The organism is Agromyces sp. NPDC052230 (genome assembly GCF_040679595.1).
Classification (GTDB): Bacteria; Actinomycetota; Actinomycetes; order Actinomycetales; family Microbacteriaceae; genus Agromyces.
Window position 1 is genome coordinate 295,263 of sequence record NZ_JBFAVC010000003.1, and the last position, 21,318, is coordinate 316,580.

The window sequence follows — 21,318 nt, forward strand, 5'->3', positions numbered from 1 at the left end:
ACGGCGTTCCGACCGCGCGGCGACGCTCAGGCCTCGAGCGCCCGCAGAAGCTCCGCTGGCGACGCCTGCATGGGGTGCGGCCCGGCGATGTCGAGGAACACGGTCGTGATGGTCGCCTCGTACCGCTTCAGGAACGAGCGCAGCCAGGCCGGGCTGTGCAGGCCGACCGCGGGCGGCAGGTTCGCGGGCTTGTTCGCCGCGTCGCTGAACAGCAGCAGGGCGACGTCGCCCGTCTTGGGGTCGCGGTACGTCCACACCTCGCCGCCGTCGAGTGGCCGATCGCGTGGGCCGGGCTTGATGAGCGGCACCACCGTGTTGCCGTTCCGAAGGGCGAGCGCCACCGCGGCCATGTCCTGTCGTTCGAGCGCCTCGGCGAGCGCCTGCGAACGGAACTCCATCGGCTCGGCCGCCTTGCCCGGTCTCCTCCGCTGCGCCATGCTTCCAGCGTATCGATCGGATGCCGCGAGGCCGCCGCCGTCCGCGGGCGGCGAACCCGCGGCATCCGCCGGCTACGACCCGCCGAGGTCGCCGTTCAACAGGCCGATACGCTGCGAGGGGTCGAGCTCGTCGCGTTGCCGCTCGGCGCGCTCGAGCCGGTCGACGTCGCGAGCGTCCACCGCGGCATCACCCGCCGGGGTCGGAACGGCACCCTCGGCGCGCAGCCGTTCACGCACCTCGTGTTCGACGAGCACGGGCACGAAGTCCCGGATCGGATGCCCCTCCAACTGGAGGTGCTTCTCCGCGACGATGGACGCGACGTGTTCGCGTGCCACCGTTGGAAACCGCTCAGCCAGGCGGTCGACCACGTCGTCGAGGGCCCGCGCTTCGTCATCGGTGTGCATGCGACGAGTCTCCTGCCCGAGGACCGTCGGATCAACCCTCTTGTGCACGTGAATCGCGAGGAGTCACGACTCCACCCCCTCGGGGCCCGCGCCCACGGCGAACCGATCTCGACACCGCAGCTCGGCCTCCTCCAGGAGGTCGTCGGTGAGCTCCGCCACGAACTCGACGTCATCGAGGAGCGGCTCGCCATCCGGACCACGGCCGACGATCCTGGGAGTCGATGCGGCGGTCGGATGAATCGGTGTGGCGCACCCTCGAACGCGAGAACGGAAGCAGGCACCGCGGGAGGGATTGACCCGGTCGCTCGAGCGCGTCAGCATCGGGTGACGGAGAGGCGGCCCTCTTGTCTCACTCGAGCGGTTCGGGCACCACCGTGAGTCCCCGGGTCGACCCGGCCGCCTCCGCGAGATGCTCGAGCCAGGTGCGATTGAGCACCGGGTAGCGGTTGCCGTGATACACGAACTGCAGCGGCGTCTCGGGGGTCATCCAGATGACGCGCTCGTACTTGCCGTCGTCGACCACGAGGGGGAACCGCTCGTCGCGGCGCAGCTTGTCGATGATCACGACTTGGAGGTGCGCGAGGGTACGATCCTCGATGTCCAGTTCGAAGTCACGGTCATACACCAAGACGCCCACGCCTGCTCCTGCCGATCGCTTCCCTGAAGCTACTCTGCCCCCTCGATGAGGGTTTTCGCCAGTCACACCCACCGTGGGCACGCGCACGCTGAAGCGTCAGAAGAGCAGGAACTGCTTGTCGGCCTCGGACTCGAACCCGTCGACGCTCACCCCGAGGTGGTACGACGCGCCTCCGGCCGGCACGGCCTCCCGCGGGCCGTCGCACGTCTCCGCGCTCGAGCGAGTGCGGTCCCACACGATCGGAACGCTCGAGCTCACGGGCGTACCCGGCGTGAGCGAGATCTCGGCGTCGACAGGGTCGACCTGGCAGTGGGTCGAGAGCCAGTACACATCGGAGCCGCTCGTGATCGTGAAGACCTGCGCACTCGTGCCGGCGTTCAGGACGCAGACGTTCTTGCCGGTGTTCGTGATGGTGAGCGAGAGCTGCGGCTGCTCCGCGGCGTCATAGCTCGACTTGTCGGTCACCGCCTCGACGATGACGTTCTTCTCCGCGCACGCGGCGCCGTCAACGGCAGCGGCCTCTGTCGGGATGGCCGTGGTGGCCGGGTCGGTGGCATCCGCTGTGGCGGGCGCGTTCGTCGCCGCCGGGGCAACCGACTCATCGCCCTGACTCGAACCGGGGCGCACGATGATGAGCACGATCGCCACGATCACGGCGATGAGGCCGAGGAGCACCATCAGCCGACGACGCCGGTACACCTGCGGCGATTGCCGCCGTGCCGGGGCCGGGTTCGTCGACATGGTCACAGGGTACGACCGGGTCGCCCCGGCGGGCGGCATCCGCTCGGCGCGCCGGAGGCCTCTCAGAGAAGCTTCAGCATGCGAGTGTTGCCGAGCGTGTTCTGCTTGACTCGCGCGAGATCGAGGAACTCGGCAACGCCCTCGTCGTGCGAGCGCACCAGTTCGGCATAGACCTCGGGATCGACGGTGTCGTGTCCCATGTCCTCGAAGCCGTGGCGCGCGAAGAAGTCCACCTCGAACGTGAGGCAGAACAGGCGGCTGAGGCCGAGCTCGCGCGCATCGGCCTCGAGCGCGTCGAGCAGCGCATGCCCGACGCCCCGGCCCAGCCAGGCATCATCGACCGCGAGGGTGCGGACCTCGCCGAGGTCCTCCCACATGACGTGGAGCGCGCCCGCGCCGATGAGTCGTGCGTCATCGCCGGCCGCCTCGGCCACGCGGAATTCCTGCACGTCGCCGTAGAGATCGACGCGTTCCTTGCCGAGCAGGATGCGTCGTTGCACGAGCGGCTCCACCAGCGCGATGATCTTCGGCACGTCGCTCGTGCGCGCACGGCGCACCGTGAAGTCGGTCACCAGATCATCGTAGGCGCAGACGAAGAGGGCGGATGCCGCAGCATCCGCCCTCTCGTCGTTCACATCATTCGCCGGATGCCGCGGCGAGGTCGGGGCTCACGGGACCCGTGCCGATCGCAGCGCTCGTGTTCACGCCGACACCCACGGGCAGCGCCCGCTGCGTCGTCGTGAACAGGAACTCGCCGTCCTTGAAGTCGACGTGCACGTGGTCACCCGAGTTGAGCTCGCCGTGCAGGATCTTCTCCGACAGGCGGTCCTCGATCTCGTGCTGCACCGCGCGACGCAGCGGCCGGGCGCCGAGCGCCGGGTCGAATCCGACCTCGATGAGGCGCTCCTTCGCGGGAACCGTGAGCTCGACCGTCATGTCGCGGTCGAGCATGCGCTCGCTCAGCCGCTTGATGAACAGGTCGACGATCTGCAGCAGTTCGGGCTTCGAGAGCTGCGGGAAGACGATGATCTCGTCGACGCGGTTCAGGAACTCGGGCTTGAAGTGCTTCTTCAGCTCCTCCTTCACCTTGCCGCTCATGAGGTCGTAGCCCGTGCGGGTGTCTCCCTCGATCGAGAAGCCGACCGGCCCGCTCGAGATGTCCTTCGTGCCGAGGTTCGTGGTCATGATGATGACGGTGTTCTTGAAGTCCACCACGCGACCCTGGCCGTCGGTGAGGCGGCCCTCCTCCAGGATCTGGAGGAGCGAGTTGAAGATGTCGGGGTGGGCCTTCTCGATCTCGTCGAAGAGCACGACGCTGAACGGCTTGCGGCGGACCTTCTCGGTGAGCTGGCCGCCCTCTTCGAAGCCGACGAATCCGGGAGGCGCACCGAACAGTCGCGAGACCGTGTGCTTCTCGCCGTACTCCGACATGTCGAGCGAGATCATTGCCGCCTCGTCGTCGAACAGGAACTCGGCGAGCGCCTTGGCGAGCTCGGTCTTGCCGACGCCCGTGGGGCCGGCGAAGATGAACGAGCCCGAGGGGCGCTTCGGGTCCTTGAGGCCGGCGCGCGTGCGGCGGATGGTCTTGGCGAGGGCCGAGATGGCCTCCTCCTGGCCGATGACGCGCTCGTGCAGCGCCTTCTCCATGAACACGAGGCGCGAGCTCTCCTCCTCGGTGAGCTTGAAGACCGGGATGCCGGTGGCCTGGGCGAGCACCTCGGCGATCAGGCCCTCATCGACGACCGCGGTGGTCTTGACGTCGCCCGACTTCCACTGCTTCTCGAGACGAAGGCGCTCGCCGAGCAGGTTCTTCTCCTCGTCGCGCAGCGACGCGGCCTTCTCGAAGTCCTGCTCCTCGATCGCGGTCTCCTTCGCGGCGCGGACCACGGCGATCTTCTCGTCGAACTCGCGCAGCTCGGGCGGCGACGACAGGATCGACAGACGCAGGCGAGCGCCGGCCTCGTCGATCAGATCGATCGCCTTGTCGGGGAGGAATCGGTCGCTGACGTAACGGTCCGCGAGATTGGCGGCCGCGACGATCGCGCCGTCGGTGATGGACACCTTGTGGTGCGCCTCGTAGCGGTCGCGCAGGCCCTTGAGGATGTTGATCGCGTGGGGCAGCGACGGCTCCTGCACCTGGATGGGCTGGAAGCGGCGCTCGAGCGCGGCGTCCTTCTCGAAGTGCTTGCGGTACTCGTCGAGCGTGGTGGCGCCGATCGTCTGGAGCTCACCACGGGCGAGCAGCGGCTTCAGGATCGACGCGGCGTCGATCGCGCCCTCGGCAGCTCCAGCACCCACGAGCGTGTGGATCTCGTCGATGAAGACGATGATGTCGCCGCGCGTGCGGATCTCCTTGGTGACCTTCTTCAGCCGCTCCTCGAAATCGCCGCGGTAGCGGGAACCGGCGATGAGCGAGCCGAGGTCGAGCGAGTAGAGCTGCTTGTCCTTCAGCGTCTCGGGCACCTCGCCCTTGACGATGGCCTGCGCGAGGCCCTCGACGACGGCGGTCTTGCCGACGCCGGGCTCGCCGATCAGCACGGGGTTGTTCTTGGAGCGGCGGGAGAGGATCTGCATGACCCGCTCGATCTCCTTCTCGCGCCCGATCACGGGGTCGAGCTTCGACTCGCGCGCGGCCTGGGTGAGGTTCCGGCCGAACTGGTCGAGGATCTGCGAGCCCCCCTGCGGCTGCTGCTGGTCGTTGGCGCCCACCTGCACCTGCTCCTTGCCCTGATAGCCGGAGAGGAGCTGGATGACCTGCTGGCGCACGCGGTTGAGGTCGGCGCCGAGCTTCACGAGCACCTGGGCGGCGACGCCCTCGCCCTCCCGGATGAGACCGAGCAGGATGTGCTCGGTGCCGATGTAGTTGTGGCCGAGCTGAAGGGCTTCGCGGAGCGAGAGCTCGAGCACCTTCTTGGCGCGCGGCGTGAACGGGATGTGACCCGTCGGCTGCTGCTGACCCTGGCCGATGATGTCCTGCACCTGCTCGCGCACGGCGTCGAGCGAGATACCGAGCGACTCGAGCGCCTTCGCGGCGACGCCTTCGCCCTCGTGAATGAGGCCGAGCAGGATGTGCTCGGTGCCGATGTAGTTGTGGTTCAGCATCTTGGCCTCTTCTTGGGCCAGGACGACGACACGACGGGCTCGGTCGGTGAATCTCTCGAACATCTCAACTCCTCACGACCCCTCTGGGCAGGGGCGCCGATACATCGAGCGTAAACACTCCGGATGTCGCGTGGGCCGCTGTTCGCCGTGGGCGCAGCGGGGCGTGCGGCGCTTGACGCCGATCTCGCGGTGTGCATAACATATCGATCATCATTATTATCGATATTCGTTATGCATGGAGGATGCGCCCTGATGACCGAGACCACGACCCAGACCCGGCTCGATCGGGCCGACCGCATCGGCATGTACCTCACGATGGCCATCGCCGCCGGCGGGGCAGCCGTGGCTGCCTGGCTGGCGATCGTACGGCTCGTCGAGGTGCTCCCCGGCCGCGACGTGCCGGTGCTCGTGCCCTTCGTGGCCGAGGGGGCCCGCCTGCCGATCGGCCCCGGCGGGGCGATGGTCGACGTCGAGGTCGACCAGGCCATCGTGACCGTGCCGCGGCCGGCGCCCGCGACGCAGTTCGCGCTCATCGCCGAACCGCTCGTGCACGGGTTCGCGATCATTGCCGGCATCGCGCTGCTCGCGCTGTTCTGCTGGAACCTCGCGGCCGGCCGTGCCTTCAGCCGGGGCAATGTGCGGCTCGTCACCTGGAGCGCCGTCGTGCTCGCGGCCGGATGGTTCGTCGGCACGATCCTCACGAACATGACCGTCAACGGCGCGCTCTCGGCGATCAGTGAGTACGAGTACGACGGCGTCGTCTTCGCGTGGAACTGGGTGCCGTTCTTCGGAATCCTCGCGATCGGTGCGATCGGTGCGGCCTTCCAGGTCGGCGAGCGGCTGCAACGCGACATCACGGGTCTCGTCTGATGGCCCCGGCCGAGCCCGACGAGACATCCGACATCCACTGCCGGCTCGACGAACTGCTCGAGGCACGCGGCCTCACGCTCACCCGGCTCAGCGAACTCGTGGGCGTGAGCGTGGTGAACCTCAGCATCCTGAAGAACGACCGTGCCCGAGCCATCCGCTTCTCGACGCTGCAGGCCATCTGCGAGGCGCTCGACTGCGAGGTCGGCGAACTCCTCGTGATCCGCCCGCAGGCGGGAACGACGCGGGCTACTTGACGGGGACCGTGACGGTCTCGCCCTCGACTTCGACCGTGAGCTCCTCGGTCGTGATGACGTCCACCGGCGTCCAGAACACCGTGGTGTGCGGGACGAGGTCCATGGTGCAGACCTCGTTCTCGTCGCGCTCGACCACGTCGATGGCGACGCGGTTGCCCTCGCCGGCCTCCTCGAGCACGCGAATCCTGCTGCCGACGACCGGGCAGGTGGAGCTGCCGGGGATCGTCACCGCGAGCTGCCCGCCCTGCTGGAGGTACACCGCCTGCACCCCTTCCTCGGCTCCCGCCTCGTGACCCTCGGCGTCTCCGGCATGATCGCTCACCGGAAGGCCGCGATAGTCCTCGACGGCCGCGCTGCCGGGATTGCACGCGGAGAGCAGGAACGCGGATGCCGCCGCCGCGGCCACGAAGCCCGCACGGCGGAGGAGGAGAGGGGTCGACATGCCGCCATGGTATCGGCGCGCGGGTAGCATGCGGGAGATGAGCAACCTCGAACGCGATCCGGTCGAACTGACGTGTCCGCCCGACGAGCCGTCGAGCCCGATCGTGCAGGTGCTCTCGCCGCGCGACGTTCCGCTCGGCGGCCCGCGTGCGATGAGCGTGCGGCGCACGCTCCCCCAGCGGGGCCGCACCACCATCGGCGCCTGGTGCTTCGCCGACCACTACGGTCCCGATGACGTCGATGTCTCGGGCGGCATGGTGGTGCCGCCGCATCCGCACACCGGACTGCAGACCGTGAGCTGGCTTTTCGAGGGCGAGATCGAGCACCGCGACAGCGCCGGCAGCCATGCCCTCGTGCGGCCGGGCGCCGTGAACCTCATGACCGCGGGGCGCGGCATCTCGCACTCCGAGGTCTCGACCACCGGCACCATGCGGCTGCACGGCGTGCAGCTCTGGGCCGCGCTGCCCGAGGGATCCCGCCACATCGGTCCGTTCTTCGAGCATGCCGACACCGTGCCCGTCGCCATCGACGACGCCACGGTGCGAGTCTTCGTCGGCACGCTGGGCGGCAGCGCGTGCGACGTCACGGTGTTCTCGCCGCTCCTCGGCGCCCAGGTCGACCTGCCCGCGGGTGGCCGCGTCGAGCTCGAGGTCGAGCCGGCGTTCGAGCACGGGGTGCTCGTCGACGCGGGTCCGGTTACCGTCGAAGCCGATGGCACGGATGCCGTGACCGACGTGGCGTGGTCGGAGCTCGCCTACCTCGAGCCGGGCCGTCGGCGACTCACGATCAGTGCTCCCCACGGGCCCGCGCGGGTGGTGCTGCTGGGCGGCGTGCCGTTCGGCGAGGAACTCGTGATGTGGTGGAACTTCATCGGCCGCACCCACGACGAGATCGTGGAGTTCCGCCGGCAGTGGCAGGCCGACGTCATCGGCCGCGACAATCCCGACGGGCGCTTCGGCACGGTCGCGGGGTACGACGGCCCACCGCTGCCCGCCCCTGAGCTGCCCACGGTTCGGCTGAAGCCGCGGTCGTGACGAACGTGCGCCGCGGCATCCGCCCCCCGCGACATCCGCTCGGCGGCGCCCTACTGCAGCGCCGACGTGAGCCGGGCGAGGTTGTCGAGCACGGTGGAACGCAGCGGCTGGCGCTCCCACTCCTCGAGGGTGAGCTCGCGGCTGTCGCGACGATAACCGTCTTCGATGGCGCGCATCTCGCGCACGAATGAGGCGCCGCGCACGAGGAGCGACACCTCCATGTTGAGCTCGAAGGAGCGGATGTCCATGTTGCTCGAGCCGATGACGGCGACATCCTCGTCGATCGTGAAGTGCTTGGAGTGCAGGATGTACGGCGCCTGGTAGAGCCAGATCTTCACGCCGCCGCGGAGCAGCGCCTCGTAGTAGGAGCGCTGCGCGTGGTACACGAGGGCCTGGTCGCCGATCTCCGAGACGAAGAGCTCGACGTGCACGCCGCGCTGGGTCGCCCCGGTGATCGCGCGGAGCATCGCCTCGTCGGGCACGAAGTAGGGGCTTGTGAGGATGATGCGCTCGCGCGCGGCGTACATGAGCGCGAGGAAGAGCTTGAGGTTGTTCTCACTCGTGTACCCGGGCCCGCTCGGCACGACCTGGCAGTCGAGGTCCTGCGCCTCGCTCTCCTGGCCGAGCGGCACGATCTCGCGCATCGGCGCCTCGCCCGTCTCGAGGTACCAGTCGGTCGCGAAGATGGCCTCGAGGCCCGAGACGATCGGCCCCTCCACGCGGACGACGAGCTCTTTCCATTTCAGGCCTCGACGGATGTTGCCGCGCTTGTTGTACGACCGGTCGATGATGTTCTGCGAGCCCATGAAGCCCACCTCGCCATCGACGACGAGGAGCTTGCGGTGGTTGCGCAGATCGGGACGCTGGTACTTGCCGCGCCAGGGCTGCACGGGCAGCATGAGCTGCCAGCGTACGTCCATGGCGTTGAGCCGCTTGATGGTCTTGCGGTAGCCCGCCACCCGCGCCGAGGCGATGTGGTCGAAGAGCACGCGCACCTCGACGCCCCGGGCGACGGCCTCGCCGAGCGCGTCGAAGAACGCAGCGGTCGTGCGGTCGAAGGCGAAGATGTAGAACTCGACGTGCACATACCGCTCGGCCCCGCGGATCGCGTCGGTCATCGCCGCGATCGAACCCTCGTAGTCGCCGATCAGGCTCGCGCTGTTGGAGCCGATCAGGGGCATGGCGCCGAGGTTGCGGTTCAGGCGCACGATGCCGTCGAACCACGTCGGCCAGGTCGTGCTGTCGCTCACGCGCTCGATGCCGTGGGTCGACTCGCGGATGTACTCGTCGACCTCGGCCTGCTTCTCACGGCGCCGCTTCGGCAGCTTCGGGTTGCCGATGAGCAGGAAGATCAGGACCCCGATGATCGGGATGAAGAAGATGGCGAGCAGCCACGCCATGCCCGCAGTGGGCCGGCGGTTGCGCGGCACGACGATGATGGCGATGACGCGGATGATGATGTCGACGAGGATGATGGCGGCGGCGATGATCGCAGTGACCGTCGTCGCCGTGATGTCGATCGTCATCCGGCTGGGCGTTCGCGACCGAGCTTCGCTCGCTCCTCGGCTTCGATGCGGGCGTAGGCGTTGCGCTCACTGCGGTCGGCGCGGATGACGGCGCGCAGCACGAACCAGAAGATGAGCCCGATGAGCACGGTCGGCGCGAGCGACCAGATCGCATTCGCCCAGAATTCGTCCATAGTCCCCCCAGACTACGGTCAAAACCTCGGAATCCGCCCATCGCACCGGCGACCCCGGGTTGCGCGGCGCCGACCGCCGGTCCGCCCGGCGCGAATGCAGGACGACACGCCCTGGCGGCATCCGGAACATGCGCGATCGACATGCCGCGACCCTCCGCACCTGCATTCACCCCACCCGTCGGAGCGGCGCGCCACCGGCCAGCAGCTCCGCGATCACCTCGATGCACCCGTCGAGGTCGCTTATGATCTGCTCGTAGCCGAAGCGGTGCCACCGGTACCCGCGCCGCACCAGCGCCGCGTTGCGCTCACGATCACGCCCGACGGCCTCGTGATCGTCATGCCAAGCTGAGCCATCGGCTTCGATCACGAGCCATCCGTCGATGACCAGGTCGACCCGCCCGACTCCCGAGATTTCCACCTGAACCTCGACCTTCCATCCCACGGCCCTGATCGCCATGCGCAACAGGCTCTCCAGGCCGGATTCGGCGCGCCCGTCGAGGTGCTTCCGCAGGCGACGGATGCGACGGGGCATCCGCTGCATCAGCTGGTCGATGTCGTGCGCGGTGACGAGCCGACGATTGAGCGCGCTGTCGAGCGTCGCCACCGCGTGGAAGGGATCGGTCACACGCGGCAGATGCTGCGCGAGCGCGTCGACAACGCCAACGCGCCATGGCGTGCGCGACGACGGCGGCGCGTCACGCCGAATGCGGTACTCGCCGCGGCGCAGCGTCGGGAGACGGCTCGCCGACGGCGGGCTGACGATGCAAGTGCCCGAATGCTTCGAAACCCAGATGCCGTAGCTGCGGAGGGCGCTTTCTCCGCCGAGGATGCCACGTGCCGCGACGGCGCGCAGGGCCTCAGCATTCGCGCCCGGCCGCGCGACCCACGAACGGCCGACTCGGATCGCCTCCCCCGTCGCAAGGGCGGCGCGGATGCGTCGATCCGACTGCCCCATGGCGCGGAGCTGAGCACGCGTGGCGAGGCCGCCGCGTCGGCGGAGGTCGAAGTCGATCGAGGACATGCGGAGATCATCGTCGGCGACGAGGCATCCGCTCAGGGGCCCTGATTTGCTGGCCGCTGAAGCGCCCCACCGACGGTTGGGGAGGACGAGTGCGGGCGGTGCGGATGCATGGGCCCGCCGCCGGAACCGGTCAATTCGCCCTGTTCTCGCGCCCGCCACGGCGTGTCCTCATGTTCTGGGGACGGGCGAGAGGGAGCGGGCGGCGAGTGCCGGCGGGTCAGCCGCCCGTGACGATGCCCCAGATGCCCGAGCCCACCAGGTAGACGCCGATCGCGCCCACGACGATCCAGATCATGACCCGCGCGTTCGACGGGCGCTTCGGATCGGGGTCGGGTTCGAGTTCCTTCTTGGGGAGGTAGTCGTTCATTCGCGGCATCCGTTCATTCGGGGCATCCGCTCACTTGACCAGCGGGAACAGGATGGTCTCGCGGATGCCGAGCCCCGTGATCGCCATGAGGAGCCGGTCGATGCCCATGCCCATGCCTCCCGACGGCGGCATGCCGAACTCGAGCGCGCGCAGGAACTCCTCGTCGAGGCGCATGGCCTCGGGGTCGCCGCCGGCGGCGAGCTTCGCCTGCTCGACGAAGCGCTCGCGCTGCACGACGGGGTCGACGAGTTCGGAGTAGCCGGTCGCGAGCTCGAAGCCGCGCACGTAGAGGTCCCACTTCTCGACGACGCCGGGGATCGTGCGGTGCTGGCGCACGAGCGGCGAGGTGTCGAGCGGGAAGTCCATGACGAAGGTCGGCCGCTCGAGCCGCGGCTTGACGTGGTGCTCCCAGAGCTCCTCGATGTACTTGCCTGGAAGAGGGTGGTCGACCTCGATGCCCTCGGCATCGGCGAGCTCCTCGAGCCGCGACATGGGCGTCTCGGCGGTGATCCGCTCCCCCAACGCGGCGGACAGCGAGTCGTACATCGACAGCCGCTCCCAGTCGCCGCCGAGGTCGAACTCGGTGCCGTCGGCCCAGGTCACGACGTGCGTGCCCGAGACGGCCATCGCCGCGTCCTGCACGAGCTGCTGGGTGAGGTCGGCGATGGTGTGGTAGTCGCCGTACGCCTCGTACGCCTCGAGCATCGCGAACTCGGGGCTGTGCGTCGAGTCGGCGCCCTCGTTGCGGAAGTTGCGGTTGATCTCGAACACCCGCTCGATGCCGCCGACGACCGCGCGCTTCAGGTAGAGCTCGGGCGCGATGCGCAGGTACAGCTCGGTGTCGAACGCGTTGGAGTGCGTCACGAACGGGCGAGCGGATGCCCCGCCGTGCATGACCTGGAGCATCGGCGTCTCGACCTCGATGAACCCGAGGCTCGTGAAGGTCGAACGGAGGCTGGCGTTGACCTTGGCGCGGTCGATGACGTTGCGGCGCGCCTGCTCACGGGCGATCAGGTCGAGGTAGCGGCTGCGCACGCGCGTCTCCTCGGAGAGCTCGTGGTGCAGGTTCGGTAGCGGCAGGATCGCCTTCGACGCGATGCGCCACTCCTTCACCATGATCGACAGCTCGCCGCGGCGGCTCGTGATGACCTCACCGGCGACGAAGACGTGGTCGCCGAGGTCGACGAGCTCCTTCCACTCGGCGAGCGACTCCTCGCCCACCTCACCGAGCGACACCATCGCCTGGATGCGGCTCCCGTCGCCCGACTGCAGCGTCGCGAAGCAGAGCTTGCCCGTGTTGCGGGAGTACATGACGCGGCCGGCGAGTCCGACCTGTTCGCCGCTCGCCTCGTCGACGCCGAGGCCCACGAAGCGATCCCGCACCTCGGGGATCGTGGCCGTGATCGGCAGGCGCACCGGGTACGCTCCGAGGCCGAGGTCGTCGGATGCCGCGATCAGCCGGTCTCGCTTGGCGAGCCGCACGGCCTTCTGCTCGGAGATCTCGTCAGCACTGATCTCCTCGGCGGTCGGCTCGGCTGCTACGTCCGTGGGGGTTTCGGCCATCGTTCACTCTCGGTTCGCGGAATCGTGCGTGCACCAGCCTACTTGGGCCGGCTCGGCCGCTCGATCGGCGGAACGCGCTCAGCCGACCTCGACGTACGCGTTGTCGATGAGGCGCGTGCTGCCGACGTATGCGGCGACGAGCACGAGGGCCCGCCCCCGGAAGTCGTCGGAGATCGGCAGGAAGGTCTCGGGGTCGACGACGACGAAGTAGTCGAGGTTCACGCCGTCATGGTCGCCGAACGCGGCCACGCCCTCGGCGAGCAGCTCCGACGGGCCGTCGGCGGCGGCGGCCTCCGCCGCCCGCACCGACTCGACCAACACGAGGGCCGCCTTCCGCTGCTCGGCATCGAGGTAGCGGTTGCGGCTCGAGAGGGCGAGCCCGTCGGGCTCCCGCACCGTCGGCACCACTTCGAGGCGCAGCGGCAGCTCGAGATCGGCGACCATGCGCGACACCAGGAAGACCTGTTGCCCGTCCTTCTGGCCGAACACGGCCACGTCGGGCTGGGCGATGCCGAAGAGCTTCGCGACGACCGTGAGCATGCCGTCGAAGTGACCCGGCCGCGACGCCCCGTCGTAGCGGGCGCCGATCGGACCGGCGTGAATCGTGGTGCCGCCCTCGGCGCCGCGCGGGTACATCTCGTCGACGCCGGGCGCGAACACCGCGTCGACGCCGAGGCCCGCGAGCGCCGCGACATCCGCCTCGAGCGTGCGCGGATACTTCTCGAGGTCTTCGTTGGGCCCGAACTGCAGGGGGTTCACGAAGATCGACACCACGACGACGTCGGCGACCTCATGGGCCCGCCGCACGAGCGCGAAGTGCCCGTCGTGCAGCGCCCCCATGGTCGGCACGAGGGCGACGGATGCCCCGGCCGCGCGTCGCTCGTCGAGCAGCGCCCTGAGCTCCGCGATCGTCGAGACCGTGCGTGTGCCTGCGGCGACCTCGGTCACTCGCCACCTCCCAGCGGCCGGTCGATGCCGGCCTCGTCGATCGTACCCGCCCCGTCGGGGAGCGGCCCCGCGTCGTGGCGCGAGAGCGCGTTCTCCACCGTGCTGCGTACGAGCGAGGCGAGCACCGCACCGGCTCGCGGCACTCCGATGCCTTCGAGGAGCCCGCTCGCCTGGTCGACCACGGCCGTCGAGAACGAGACGGCCGTGTCGATGGCCTCGCCGTAGGCGGCGCGGTCGTGCTCGGCGACCACGAACGGCTCACCGCCCATCTCGACGACGAGCGCCTGACCGATGGGCAGCACCGGAGCGGGCGCGGTCACGGCGAACCAGGTGCCCGGCAGGCGCGCGAGGTCGATGCTCGTTCCCGTGAAGCTCATCGCGGGGTGCACGGCGAGCGGGATCGCCCCGGCACGCATGGCGGGAGCGAGCACCCCCGTACCGAAGCGCGCGGCCGTGTGCAGCACGAGTTGCCCGGGCTGCCAGACGCCCGCCTCGGCGAGGCCGGTGACGAGCGCCTCGAGCTCGGACTCGGGCACGGCGAGCAGCACGAGTTCGCTGCGTTCGACGATGTCGGGGATGGGCAGCACGGGCACGGCCGGCAGCATCGCCGCGGCGCGCTCCCGACTCGCCTCGGAGACGGCGGCGATGCCCGTGAGGGCGTGGCCGGCCCCGGCGAGGGCCGCGGCCAACACGGCGCCCACGCGACCGGCCCCGATGGTGCCGACGCCGAGCCGACCGGCGCGCTCAGCCGGCATCGGCGACCTCCGGTCGCACGCCCCAGTGGTCGGAGGTGTCCGCCACGGCACGCTCGACCGCCTCGTCGGCGAGCCGCTCGAACAGCGCGAACGCCTCAGTGCGATCGGCCACGGGCAGGCTGGCCGTCACGGGCCCGGCGACCGTGTGGATGCGCACGGACGCGAGCCCGAGCATCCGGCCGATCGGACCTGCGGCAACCGCCACCGACTGCATGCGCGCGAGCGGCACGAGGATGAGGCTCCGCTGCAGCCAGCCGCGGCGAAGCAACGCGACGCCGTCGGCGAGGGCCCAGCCGATGCGCCGCCATGACAACGGCCGCAGCCAGGCGCCACGCGTGGGGGTGCGCGAGAATCCGCCGCGGTCGAACCGGCCGATGAGCCCGGCCTCGATGAGCGGGTCGACGGCGGATGCCGCGTCGGGCAGCAGCAGCGCGAGCACGCGGTGTACGTCGGCGACGGTGCCGACGGGCAGCACGAGCGTGCGCTGGGCCGCGTCGTTCGAGGCGCTCACCGACTGCCCGGCCACGTTGATGCGGATCGACCACCAGCCGAAGGGCCGCCAGAGGATCCACTGCGACACCTCGATCGCGTGGATGCGTCCGGGGGGAATGGTCTGGTTGCCCGTGGAGAGCAGGCCGTGGCCGATGCGGACGCCGTCGGGCGTGCCGGCGATCGAGTACCGGAGCGACTTCGTGATGCGCGACCAGACGTAGCTCACGAGACCGATGAGCGCGGGGACGAAGGAGAACAGCACCCACCACTGCCCGGTGGTGAAGCCGACCGCGATGACGCCGACGAGGACCGCGAGCCACACGATCGAGCCGCCGAGGAAGGTGGAGGCGATCACGCGACCGAGCGGCAGGTGCACGATCGACTCGGGCGGGGCGAGGGAGGGATCGAGCTCGGGCGCGAGGAACTCGTCGACGCGCTGGCCGATCACGGCCGGCACGTGCAGGCGGCCGTCGTGCGGCAGCTCGCCGTCGCCCTCGCCGCCCGGTGTCACGGCCGGGCCGCGGGCGGCCGCGGCATCCGCCGCCTTCGCGGCCCTCGCGCCCGACGCGAGCCGGAGGATGTCGGCACGGAGCCCGTCGGCGAGCGCCGACCCCAGGTAGGCCAGCTGCACGTTCGCGGACTGCCCGGCCACCGAGACCTCGAGCTTGGCCGTGCCGAACAGCCGCGCGAACAGGGGGCGATTGACGTTGATGCCCTGGATGCGATCGAGCCGGGCGCTCCGGTGCGAGCGGAACAGGATGCCGCTTCGCACCTCGACCGCCTCCTGCGTCACGCGGAAGGTGTGCATGCGCCACGACAGCCAGAAGCCCGCGACGAGCGCGGCGATGATCACGGCAAGACCGGCGAGCGCCCAGCCGACCAAACCGTTCGAGACGATGCCGCCGATCGGGTCGTTGGCCCAGTCACCGCCCGAGTCGCCGGCCCCGGGACGGAAGGCCGGGCCGAGTTCGGGCGCGAAGAGCACGAGGAACATGTCGACGAGCCGTTCGCGCAGGTTCGCGATGATGAACCCCAGCACGGCGAGCAGCGCCAGGCCGCCGCGCAGCAGCGGGCTCGCCGGATGCAGCCGGTGCCACTCGCCGTCGGCGAGGTTCGTGACCCGCGCGGGGCGCACGAGTGCGCTCACAGCCCCGCCCGTCGGGTTTCGGCGAGCGCGACCAGCCGGTCACGCAGGCGGTCGGCCTCCTCCATGGGAAGGCCTGGCACGGTGACGGCGGTCGCCGCCGCCGCGGTGACGAACTTGAGGTCGGCGAGCCCGAGCGCGCGAGCGACAGGGCCTCGCGTGATGTCGACGAGCTGCATGCGACCGTAGGGCACGGCGACCTGCCGCTGGAACATGATGCCGCGACGGAACAGCAGGTCGTCGTCGCGGAGGCGGTAGCGGATGGAACGCACCCGACGCGGCTCGAGGGCGATGCCGACGAGCGAGATGACGCCGACCCCGATCGCGGCCCAGAGCCACCACCACTGCCCCCACACGAGGTAGGCGACCGTGAACGCGCCGACGAAGATCGCCATGCCGATGAGCGAGCCCACGACCTCGACGACGACGTACTTCGGCGACACGCGGTGCCAGTCGTCGTCGGATGCCGCGACGGTGTCGGATGCCGCGCCCGCATCGTGTGCTGCGTGCGCCGCCTCGGGGATCTGCGCCGCCTCGGGGATCTGCGCCGCCTCGGGGATCTGCGCCGCCTCGGGGATCTGCGCCGCGTCGGGGATCTGCGCCGCCTCGATCGGTTCGTCGTGGTGGGCGGCCTCAGGCATGTGCGTGTTCTTCCTTCTCGGTCTCGGTGTCGTCGGGCGGCAGCGTGCAGAAGTGCTCGGCGATGAGGCCGCCGGCGAGGAGCAGTGCCGCGCCGATCGCGGTCCCGAGGGCGAGCCACACCGTCTCGGCCGACGGCAGGACGCTCCGGGTCACGAGGAACAGCGTGATGCCGATGCCGAACCCGAGCACGAGGGCGCCGCTCAGGCTGCAGGCCTTCGCGAGCACCGCCGTGCGCATGGCCCGGAACGGGTCGAGGTGCTTCGTGGTCTTGCCCTTGACGGCCCGGCGGATGGGCCACGCGAGGGCCACCACCATGATGGCCACGCCCGTGAGCGTCACGGGCAGCGAGATCGGCGGCACGATGGCCTTGCCTCCGGTCGACACCGTGGCGAGGTCGCCGAGGTATCCGAGCACGACGCCGGCGAGGGTGAACGCGATGATCGCCGACGGATGCGTGCGCCTCATCGGCGAACCACCTCATCGGTTGCAGCCCGACGCAGGTCGGCCACGGATCCGCGCCCCGGCAGCACCGCATCGGGTTCGACGTCGAGCCACGGCTGCAGCACGAAGGCGCGCTCCCACGCGCGTGGATGCGGCAGCTCGAGCCGGGCGTCGAACTGCCGCCGCCCGCCGAAGTCGATGAGGTCGAGGTCGAGGGTGCGGTCGCCCCAGTGCTCGGTGCGCACCCGACCGTGCGCGGTCTCGATCGCCTGCAACACGTCGAGCAGGCGGTGCGGCTCGAGCGCCGTCTCGATCACGAGTACGCCGTTGAGGTAGCCAGGGGCGTCGCGGTCGACTCCCCCGTCTTTCATGGCGGGGCTCTGGTACACCGGCGAGACGGCCACGAGCGTGATGCCCTGCGTGTCGGCGAGCTCCCGGGTCGCGGAGGCGATGGTGGCCTCGCGATCGCCGAGGTTCGCACCGAAGGCGATGACTGCCCGCGTCATGCGCGCCCCCGCACGATCGTGACCGAGACATCCGTGAACGGCACGGTGATCGGGGCCTGCGGCTTGTGCACCGTGACCTCGACCTCTTCGACGGCTTGGAAACCGAGTGCGATGTCGGCCACTCGCTCGGCGACCGTCTCGATGAGGTCGACTGGATCCCGCTCGACGGCGGCAGCGACGGCCTCGGCGAGCTCGCCGTAGTTCACGGTGCGGTCGAGGTCGTCATCGGATGCCGCGGCCGAGAGATCGACCGCCACCGCGATGTCGATGACGAACTCCTGGCCCTCGACCCGCTCGAACTCGAACACTCCGTGGTGCGCGCGCACTCGGATGCCCGTCAGGGCGATGCGATCACGAGTATTGGCCACGTCGTCCACTCTGCCACGCCCCGAGGACGTCGAGCGCGCGTCTCGTGGAGCGGACGTCGTGCACGCGAACGCCCCACGCACCTGCTTGTTCCGACAGCACGCTGATCACGGCCGTGGGCAGGTCGCGCTCCTCCATGTTCGCGTCATCGGGCAGCATCGCGCCGAGGAACCGCTTGCGAGATGCGCCCACGAGGATCGGCAGCCCGAGCTCACCGAGCACGTCGAGGCGGCCGAGCAGTTCCCAGTTCTGGGCGCCGCGCTTGGCGAAGCCGAGTCCGGGGTCGAGGATCAGGCGCTCACGCGACACGCCGGCCGCGACGAGCGCGTCGACGCGGGCGGCGAGCTCGTCGCGCACCTCGGCCGCGACATCCGTGTACTCGGCGAGGGAGTCCATGCGGTCGGAGTGGCCGCGCCAGTGCATCGCGACGTACTGTGCGCCCGTCTCGGCGGCGATGGCGGCCATCGCCTCGTCGGCCAGGCCCGCCGACACGTCGTTGATGATCTCCGCCCCGGCCTCGACGGCGGCGAGGGCGGTGGCCGCCCGCATGGTGTCGACGCTGACCCGGATGCCGCGGCCGGCGAGCTCCCTCACGACGGGCACCACGCGGCGCAGCTCCTCGTCGGGCTCGACGCGCGCGGCGCCCGGACGCGTGGATTCGCCCCCGACGTCGAGCACGTCCGCGCCGTCGGCGACGAGTTCGAGCCCGTGCGCGATGGCCGCTTCGGCATCGAGCCAGCGGCCGCCGTCGCTGAACGAGTCGGGCGTGACGTTGACGACGCCCATGATGAGCGTTCTCGTCGGCTCGTCACGCATCGCGGGCTCCGATGAGGTGGATGATCTCGGCACGCGCCGCCGGCTCGGCGAGGGCGCCGCGGCTCGCGATCGTGATCGTCGAGCTGCGCTCCTGACGTGCGCCGCGCGTCGTCACGCAGCGGTGCTGCGCATCGAGCACGACGAGCACGCCCTTGGGGTCGAGACCCTCCTGGAGGGCATCCGCGATCTCCTCGGCGAGCCGCTCCTGCAGCTGCGGCCGGGCTGCGAGCGTGTCGATGACGGCGGGGATGCGCCCGAGCCCGACGACCCGGTCGCCCGGCAGGTATGCCACGTGGGCGGTGCCGACGAACGGGAGCAGGTGGTGCTCGCACACCGAGCGGAATGCCAGGTCGCGCAGCACCACGGCGTCGGACGTCGCTGGCACGCCCTTGTCACTCGAGCCGATGGGCACCGAGTCGGCGAGATGTGTCAGCGGATCGACGTGCAGGCCGTCGAAGAACTCGGCGTACGCGGCCGCCACGCGCTGCGGTGTGCTCTGCAGCCCGGGTCTCGTCGGATCCTCGCCGATGGCGAGCAGGATCTCGCGCACGGCGCGCTCGATGCGCGCGGTGTCGACCTCGGCCATGGCCACCCCTCTTCGGGTCGGTGAATGACTACGCCGTCGCAGGGCGCGGCGTCGTGCGCGGCGCGCGGGACGCGGCCGGCTCCTCCACCGGGGTCTGCCCCGAGTCGACGCCGCCGTCGACGGCGCCCTGGTCGATCGGCATCTTCTCGGTCGGGAACGAGATCGGCGGGCGGTCGGAAACGGGCCGCTTGTCGCTCGAGAGCCAGAGCGGGCGCTCGGGGAGCTTCTGCACGTCCTTGAAGATCTCGGCGATCTGGTTGTGGTCGAGCGTCTCGTTCTCGAGCAGTTCCGCGGCGAGCCGGTCGAGGATGTCGCGGTTGGCGTTGAGGACCTCCCACGCCTCGTCGTGCGCCTGCTCGATGAGTTTGCGCACCTCGGTGTCGACGACCTCGGCGATCTCCTCGGAGTAGTCGCGCTGGTGGCCCATGTCTCGGCCGAGGAAGACCTCGCCCTGCGACTGGCCGAGTTTCACGGCACCGACGGTGGCACTCATGCCGTATTCGGTGACCATCTTGCGAGCGGTCGACGTGGCCTTCTCGATGTCGTTCGAGGCGCCTGTCGACGGGTCGTGGAAGATGATCTCCTCGGCGACGCGGCCGCCCATGGCGTAGGTGAGCTGGTCGAGCAGCTCGTTGCGGGTGACCGAGTACTTGTCTTCCAGCGGCAGCACCATGGTGTACCCGAGGGCACGGCCACGCGGCAGGATCGTGATCTTCGTCACGGGGTCGGTGTAGTTCATCGCCGCCGCCGCGAGTGCGTGTCCGCCCTCGTGGTACGCGGTGATGAGCTTCTCCTTGTCCTTCATGACCCGCGAGCGACGCTGCGGACCGGCGATGACCCGGTCGACCGCCTCGTCGAGCGCGCGGTTGTCGATGAGCTGCGCGTTCGAGCGGGCGGTGAGCAGCGCGGCCTCGTTGAGCACGTTCGCGAGGTCGGCGCCGGTGAAGCCCGGCGTCTTGCGTGCGAGCACCTCGAGGTCGACGCCCTTCGCGAGCGGCTTGCCCTTGGCGTGCACCTCGAGGATCTTCTGGCGGCCCTTGAGGTCGGGCGCGTCGACGCCGATCTGCCGGTCGAAGCGACCGGGGCGCAGGAGCGCGGGGTCGAGGATGTCGGGACGGTTCGTCGCGGCGATGAGGATGACGTTGGTCTTCGGGTCGAACCCGTCCATCTCGACGAGCAGCTGGTTCAGCGTCTGCTCGCGCTCGTCGTGCCCGCCGCCGAGGCCGGCGCCGCGGTGGCGGCCGACCGCGTCGATCTCGTCGACGAAGATGATGGCCGGCGCGTTCTGCTTCGCCTGGTCGAACAGGTCGCGCACGCGCGATGCGCCGACACCGACGAACATCTCGACGAAGTCGGAACCCGAGATGGAGTAGAACGGCACGCCCGCCTCACCCGCGACGGCGCGGGCGAGCAGCGTCTTGCCGGTGCCGGGAGGGCCGTAGAGCAGCACGCCCTTGGGGATCCGAGCCCCGACCGCCTGGAACTTGGCCGGGTCCTTCAGGAAGTCCTTGATCTCGTGGAGCTCCTCGATGGCCTCATCGGCGCCCGCGACGTCGTCGAAGGTGACCTTCGGGCTCTCCTTGGAGACGAGCTTGGCCTTGGACTTGCCGAACTGCATGACGCGGTTGCCGCCGCCCTGCATGCCCGAGAGCATGATCCAGAAGAAGAGGCCGATGAGCACGAGCGGCAGGAGGATGCCGAGCATCGAGAGGAACCAGTTGGGCTGCGGCACCTCGTCGTTGAAGCCGTCCTTGGGGTTGGCGTCGTCGATCGCGGCGATGACATCGAGGCCGCGCGGGGTGACGTAGTAGAACTGCACCTGCGTTCCCAGCTCCTCGTCGGGCTGGGCGAGCGTCAGGTCGACGCGGTTCTCGCCGTCGACGATCTTGACCGCCGACACCTTGTCGTCCTTGAGGAGCTCGAGGCCCTCCTGCGTGGAGACCTCGCGGAAGCCCGACGCCGTGATCAGGCTGGATCCGATCCACACGGCGACGATCGCGAGCAGAATGTAGATGATCGGCCCGCGCAGGATCTTCTTCATGTTCATGGTC

The 21,318-nt window shown here is 69.8% G+C and carries 25 protein-coding genes; 3 read left to right on the top strand and 22 right to left on the bottom strand.

What is annotated here, in order from left to right:
- Positions 1-26 precede the first annotated feature (26 nt).
- The 6 genes from AB0K73_RS09160 to AB0K73_RS09185 form a co-directional block, all read right to left on the bottom strand.
- Positions 27-437: a dehydrogenase gene (locus AB0K73_RS09160; protein ID WP_360517289.1), complete on the bottom strand. Its 411-nt coding sequence runs from the start codon at positions 435-437 to the stop codon at positions 27-29.
- Between the two features lie 72 nt (positions 438-509).
- Positions 510-842, bottom strand: coding sequence for a three-helix bundle dimerization domain-containing protein (locus AB0K73_RS09165; protein WP_360517292.1), 333 nt, complete (start codon positions 840-842; stop codon positions 510-512).
- Positions 843-1,191: 349 nt separating this feature from the next.
- Positions 1,192-1,479 carry an ATP-dependent DNA ligase gene (locus tag AB0K73_RS09170; RefSeq protein ID WP_360517295.1) on the bottom strand — a complete coding sequence of 96 codons (288 nt, stop codon included), beginning with the start codon at positions 1,477-1,479 and terminating at the stop codon, positions 1,192-1,194.
- Positions 1,480-1,575: 96 nt separating this feature from the next.
- Positions 1,576-2,220 (bottom strand): hypothetical protein, encoded by a 645-nt coding sequence (locus tag AB0K73_RS09175; protein WP_360517298.1) that lies wholly within the window; start codon positions 2,218-2,220, stop codon positions 1,576-1,578.
- Between the two features lie 62 nt (positions 2,221-2,282).
- A complete protein-coding gene (locus AB0K73_RS09180; protein WP_360517802.1) occupies positions 2,283-2,795 on the bottom strand; it encodes an amino-acid N-acetyltransferase in 513 nt (170 codons plus the stop codon).
- Between the two features lie 61 nt (positions 2,796-2,856).
- Positions 2,857-5,385: an ATP-dependent Clp protease ATP-binding subunit gene (locus tag AB0K73_RS09185; RefSeq protein ID WP_360517301.1), complete on the bottom strand. Its 2,529-nt coding sequence runs from the start codon at positions 5,383-5,385 to the stop codon at positions 2,857-2,859.
- Between the two features lie 189 nt (positions 5,386-5,574).
- Between AB0K73_RS09185 and AB0K73_RS09190 the strand changes: the two genes are divergently transcribed.
- Positions 5,575-6,192, top strand: coding sequence for a hypothetical protein (locus tag AB0K73_RS09190; RefSeq protein WP_360517304.1), 618 nt, complete (start codon positions 5,575-5,577; stop codon positions 6,190-6,192).
- Positions 6,192-6,446 carry a helix-turn-helix domain-containing protein gene (locus AB0K73_RS09195; protein WP_360517307.1) on the top strand — a complete coding sequence of 85 codons (255 nt, stop codon included), beginning with the start codon at positions 6,192-6,194 and terminating at the stop codon, positions 6,444-6,446. Before AB0K73_RS09190 ends, AB0K73_RS09195 begins: the two co-directional genes overlap by 1 nt.
- Here AB0K73_RS09195 and AB0K73_RS09200 read toward each other — a convergent pair.
- On the bottom strand, positions 6,439-6,888 hold the full coding sequence (locus tag AB0K73_RS09200; protein WP_360517310.1) for a hypothetical protein: 450 nt from the start codon (positions 6,886-6,888) through the stop codon (positions 6,439-6,441). The genes AB0K73_RS09195 and AB0K73_RS09200 overlap by 8 nt on opposite strands.
- A 37-nt stretch (positions 6,889-6,925) precedes the next feature.
- Between AB0K73_RS09200 and AB0K73_RS09205 the strand changes: the two genes are divergently transcribed.
- Positions 6,926-7,921, top strand: a complete 996-nt coding sequence (locus tag AB0K73_RS09205; protein ID WP_360517313.1) for a pirin family protein — start codon at positions 6,926-6,928, stop codon at positions 7,919-7,921.
- A 50-nt stretch (positions 7,922-7,971) separates the two neighbouring features.
- Here AB0K73_RS09205 and cls read toward each other — a convergent pair whose 3' ends face one another.
- The 15 genes from cls to ftsH all read right to left on the bottom strand — a co-directional run bounded on the left by cls (position 7,972) and on the right by ftsH (position 21,314).
- On the bottom strand, positions 7,972-9,447 hold the full coding sequence (gene cls / locus AB0K73_RS09210; protein WP_360517316.1) for a cardiolipin synthase: 1,476 nt from the start codon (positions 9,445-9,447) through the stop codon (positions 7,972-7,974).
- Entirely contained in the window at positions 9,444-9,620 is a 177-nt protein-coding gene (locus tag AB0K73_RS09215) for a hypothetical protein (RefSeq protein ID WP_360517319.1), read from the bottom strand. The genes cls and AB0K73_RS09215 overlap by 4 nt, the downstream gene beginning before the upstream one ends.
- Positions 9,621-9,786: 166 nt before the next feature.
- A complete protein-coding gene (locus tag AB0K73_RS09220; RefSeq protein WP_360517322.1) occupies positions 9,787-10,641 on the bottom strand; it encodes a DUF559 domain-containing protein in 855 nt (284 codons plus the stop codon).
- A gap of 217 nt (positions 10,642-10,858) precedes the next feature.
- Positions 10,859-11,008, bottom strand: coding sequence for a hypothetical protein (locus AB0K73_RS09225; RefSeq protein ID WP_360517325.1), 150 nt, complete (start codon positions 11,006-11,008; stop codon positions 10,859-10,861).
- Between the two features lie 30 nt (positions 11,009-11,038).
- Positions 11,039-12,571 carry a lysine--tRNA ligase gene (gene lysS, locus AB0K73_RS09230; protein ID WP_360517328.1) on the bottom strand — a complete coding sequence of 511 codons (1,533 nt, stop codon included), beginning with the start codon at positions 12,569-12,571 and terminating at the stop codon, positions 11,039-11,041.
- A 78-nt stretch (positions 12,572-12,649) separates the two neighbouring features.
- Positions 12,650-13,519 (bottom strand): pantoate--beta-alanine ligase, encoded by an 870-nt coding sequence (gene panC / locus AB0K73_RS09235; RefSeq protein WP_360517331.1) that lies wholly within the window; start codon positions 13,517-13,519, stop codon positions 12,650-12,652.
- Complete coding sequence (locus AB0K73_RS09240; RefSeq protein WP_360517334.1) at positions 13,516-14,274, bottom strand: DUF2520 domain-containing protein; 759 nt, start codon at positions 14,272-14,274, stop codon at positions 13,516-13,518. The genes panC and AB0K73_RS09240 overlap by 4 nt, the downstream gene beginning before the upstream one ends.
- A complete protein-coding gene (locus AB0K73_RS09245) occupies positions 14,264-15,913 on the bottom strand; it encodes a PH domain-containing protein (RefSeq protein ID WP_360517337.1) in 1,650 nt (549 codons plus the stop codon). The genes AB0K73_RS09240 and AB0K73_RS09245 overlap by 11 nt, the downstream gene beginning before the upstream one ends.
- Positions 15,910-16,551 carry a PH domain-containing protein gene (locus tag AB0K73_RS09250; RefSeq protein ID WP_360517341.1) on the bottom strand — a complete coding sequence of 214 codons (642 nt, stop codon included), beginning with the start codon at positions 16,549-16,551 and terminating at the stop codon, positions 15,910-15,912. The genes AB0K73_RS09245 and AB0K73_RS09250 overlap by 4 nt, the downstream gene beginning before the upstream one ends.
- The gene (locus AB0K73_RS09255) at positions 16,544-17,017 is read right to left on the bottom strand and encodes a DUF3180 domain-containing protein (protein ID WP_360517344.1); all 474 of its coding nucleotides are present in this window, start codon (positions 17,015-17,017) and stop codon (positions 16,544-16,546) included. Before AB0K73_RS09255 ends, AB0K73_RS09250 begins: the two co-directional genes overlap by 8 nt.
- The gene (folK, locus tag AB0K73_RS09260) at positions 17,014-17,499 is read right to left on the bottom strand and encodes a 2-amino-4-hydroxy-6-hydroxymethyldihydropteridine diphosphokinase (protein ID WP_360517347.1); all 486 of its coding nucleotides are present in this window, start codon (positions 17,497-17,499) and stop codon (positions 17,014-17,016) included. The genes AB0K73_RS09255 and folK overlap by 4 nt, the downstream gene beginning before the upstream one ends.
- Positions 17,496-17,867: a dihydroneopterin aldolase gene (gene folB / locus AB0K73_RS09265; protein ID WP_360517350.1), complete on the bottom strand. Its 372-nt coding sequence runs from the start codon at positions 17,865-17,867 to the stop codon at positions 17,496-17,498. The genes folK and folB overlap by 4 nt, the downstream gene beginning before the upstream one ends.
- Positions 17,851-18,681 carry a dihydropteroate synthase gene (gene folP / locus AB0K73_RS09270; RefSeq protein WP_360517353.1) on the bottom strand — a complete coding sequence of 277 codons (831 nt, stop codon included), beginning with the start codon at positions 18,679-18,681 and terminating at the stop codon, positions 17,851-17,853. Before folP ends, folB begins: the two co-directional genes overlap by 17 nt.
- On the bottom strand, positions 18,674-19,267 hold the full coding sequence (folE, locus tag AB0K73_RS09275; RefSeq protein WP_360517356.1) for a GTP cyclohydrolase I: 594 nt from the start codon (positions 19,265-19,267) through the stop codon (positions 18,674-18,676). The genes folP and folE overlap by 8 nt, the downstream gene beginning before the upstream one ends.
- 28 nt (positions 19,268-19,295) lie before the next feature.
- Positions 19,296-21,314 (bottom strand): ATP-dependent zinc metalloprotease FtsH, encoded by a 2,019-nt coding sequence (ftsH, locus tag AB0K73_RS09280; RefSeq protein ID WP_360517359.1) that lies wholly within the window; start codon positions 21,312-21,314, stop codon positions 19,296-19,298.
- Positions 21,315-21,318 lie beyond the last annotated feature (4 nt).

Excerpts from the sequence above, each read along its gene's own strand:
- AB0K73_RS09185 (WP_360517301.1), bottom strand. The coding sequence starts at position 5,385 with ATGTTCGAGAGATTCACCGACCGAGCCCGTCGTGTCGTCGTCCTGGCC.
- AB0K73_RS09160 (WP_360517289.1), bottom strand. The coding sequence starts at position 437 with ATGGCGCAGCGGAGGAGACCGGGCAAGGCGGCCGAGCCGATGGAGTTC.
- AB0K73_RS09200 (WP_360517310.1), bottom strand. The coding sequence starts at position 6,888 with ATGTCGACCCCTCTCCTCCTCCGCCGTGCGGGCTTCGTGGCCGCGGCG.
- AB0K73_RS09225 (WP_360517325.1), bottom strand. The coding sequence starts at position 11,008 with ATGAACGACTACCTCCCCAAGAAGGAACTCGAACCCGACCCCGATCCG.
- AB0K73_RS09215 (WP_360517319.1), bottom strand. The coding sequence starts at position 9,620 with ATGGACGAATTCTGGGCGAATGCGATCTGGTCGCTCGCGCCGACCGTG.
- AB0K73_RS09190 (WP_360517304.1), top strand. The coding sequence starts at position 5,575 with ATGACCGAGACCACGACCCAGACCCGGCTCGATCGGGCCGACCGCATC.
- AB0K73_RS09220 (WP_360517322.1), bottom strand. The coding sequence starts at position 10,641 with ATGTCCTCGATCGACTTCGACCTCCGCCGACGCGGCGGCCTCGCCACG.
- folP (WP_360517353.1), bottom strand. The coding sequence starts at position 18,681 with ATGCGTGACGAGCCGACGAGAACGCTCATCATGGGCGTCGTCAACGTC.
- AB0K73_RS09205 (WP_360517313.1), top strand. The coding sequence starts at position 6,926 with ATGAGCAACCTCGAACGCGATCCGGTCGAACTGACGTGTCCGCCCGAC.
- AB0K73_RS09165 (WP_360517292.1), bottom strand. The coding sequence starts at position 842 with ATGCACACCGATGACGAAGCGCGGGCCCTCGACGACGTGGTCGACCGC.
- folE (WP_360517356.1), bottom strand. The coding sequence starts at position 19,267 with ATGGCCGAGGTCGACACCGCGCGCATCGAGCGCGCCGTGCGCGAGATC.
- AB0K73_RS09195 (WP_360517307.1), top strand. The coding sequence starts at position 6,192 with ATGGCCCCGGCCGAGCCCGACGAGACATCCGACATCCACTGCCGGCTC.
- AB0K73_RS09175 (WP_360517298.1), bottom strand. The coding sequence starts at position 2,220 with ATGTCGACGAACCCGGCCCCGGCACGGCGGCAATCGCCGCAGGTGTAC.
- folK (WP_360517347.1), bottom strand. The coding sequence starts at position 17,499 with ATGACGCGGGCAGTCATCGCCTTCGGTGCGAACCTCGGCGATCGCGAG.
- ftsH (WP_360517359.1), bottom strand. The coding sequence starts at position 21,314 with ATGAACATGAAGAAGATCCTGCGCGGGCCGATCATCTACATTCTGCTC.
- lysS (WP_360517328.1), bottom strand. The coding sequence starts at position 12,571 with ATGGCCGAAACCCCCACGGACGTAGCAGCCGAGCCGACCGCCGAGGAG.
- AB0K73_RS09255 (WP_360517344.1), bottom strand. The coding sequence starts at position 17,017 with ATGAGGCGCACGCATCCGTCGGCGATCATCGCGTTCACCCTCGCCGGC.
- AB0K73_RS09250 (WP_360517341.1), bottom strand. The coding sequence starts at position 16,551 with ATGCCTGAGGCCGCCCACCACGACGAACCGATCGAGGCGGCGCAGATC.
- AB0K73_RS09240 (WP_360517334.1), bottom strand. The coding sequence starts at position 14,274 with ATGCCGGCTGAGCGCGCCGGTCGGCTCGGCGTCGGCACCATCGGGGCC.
- cls (WP_360517316.1), bottom strand. The coding sequence starts at position 9,447 with ATGACGATCGACATCACGGCGACGACGGTCACTGCGATCATCGCCGCC.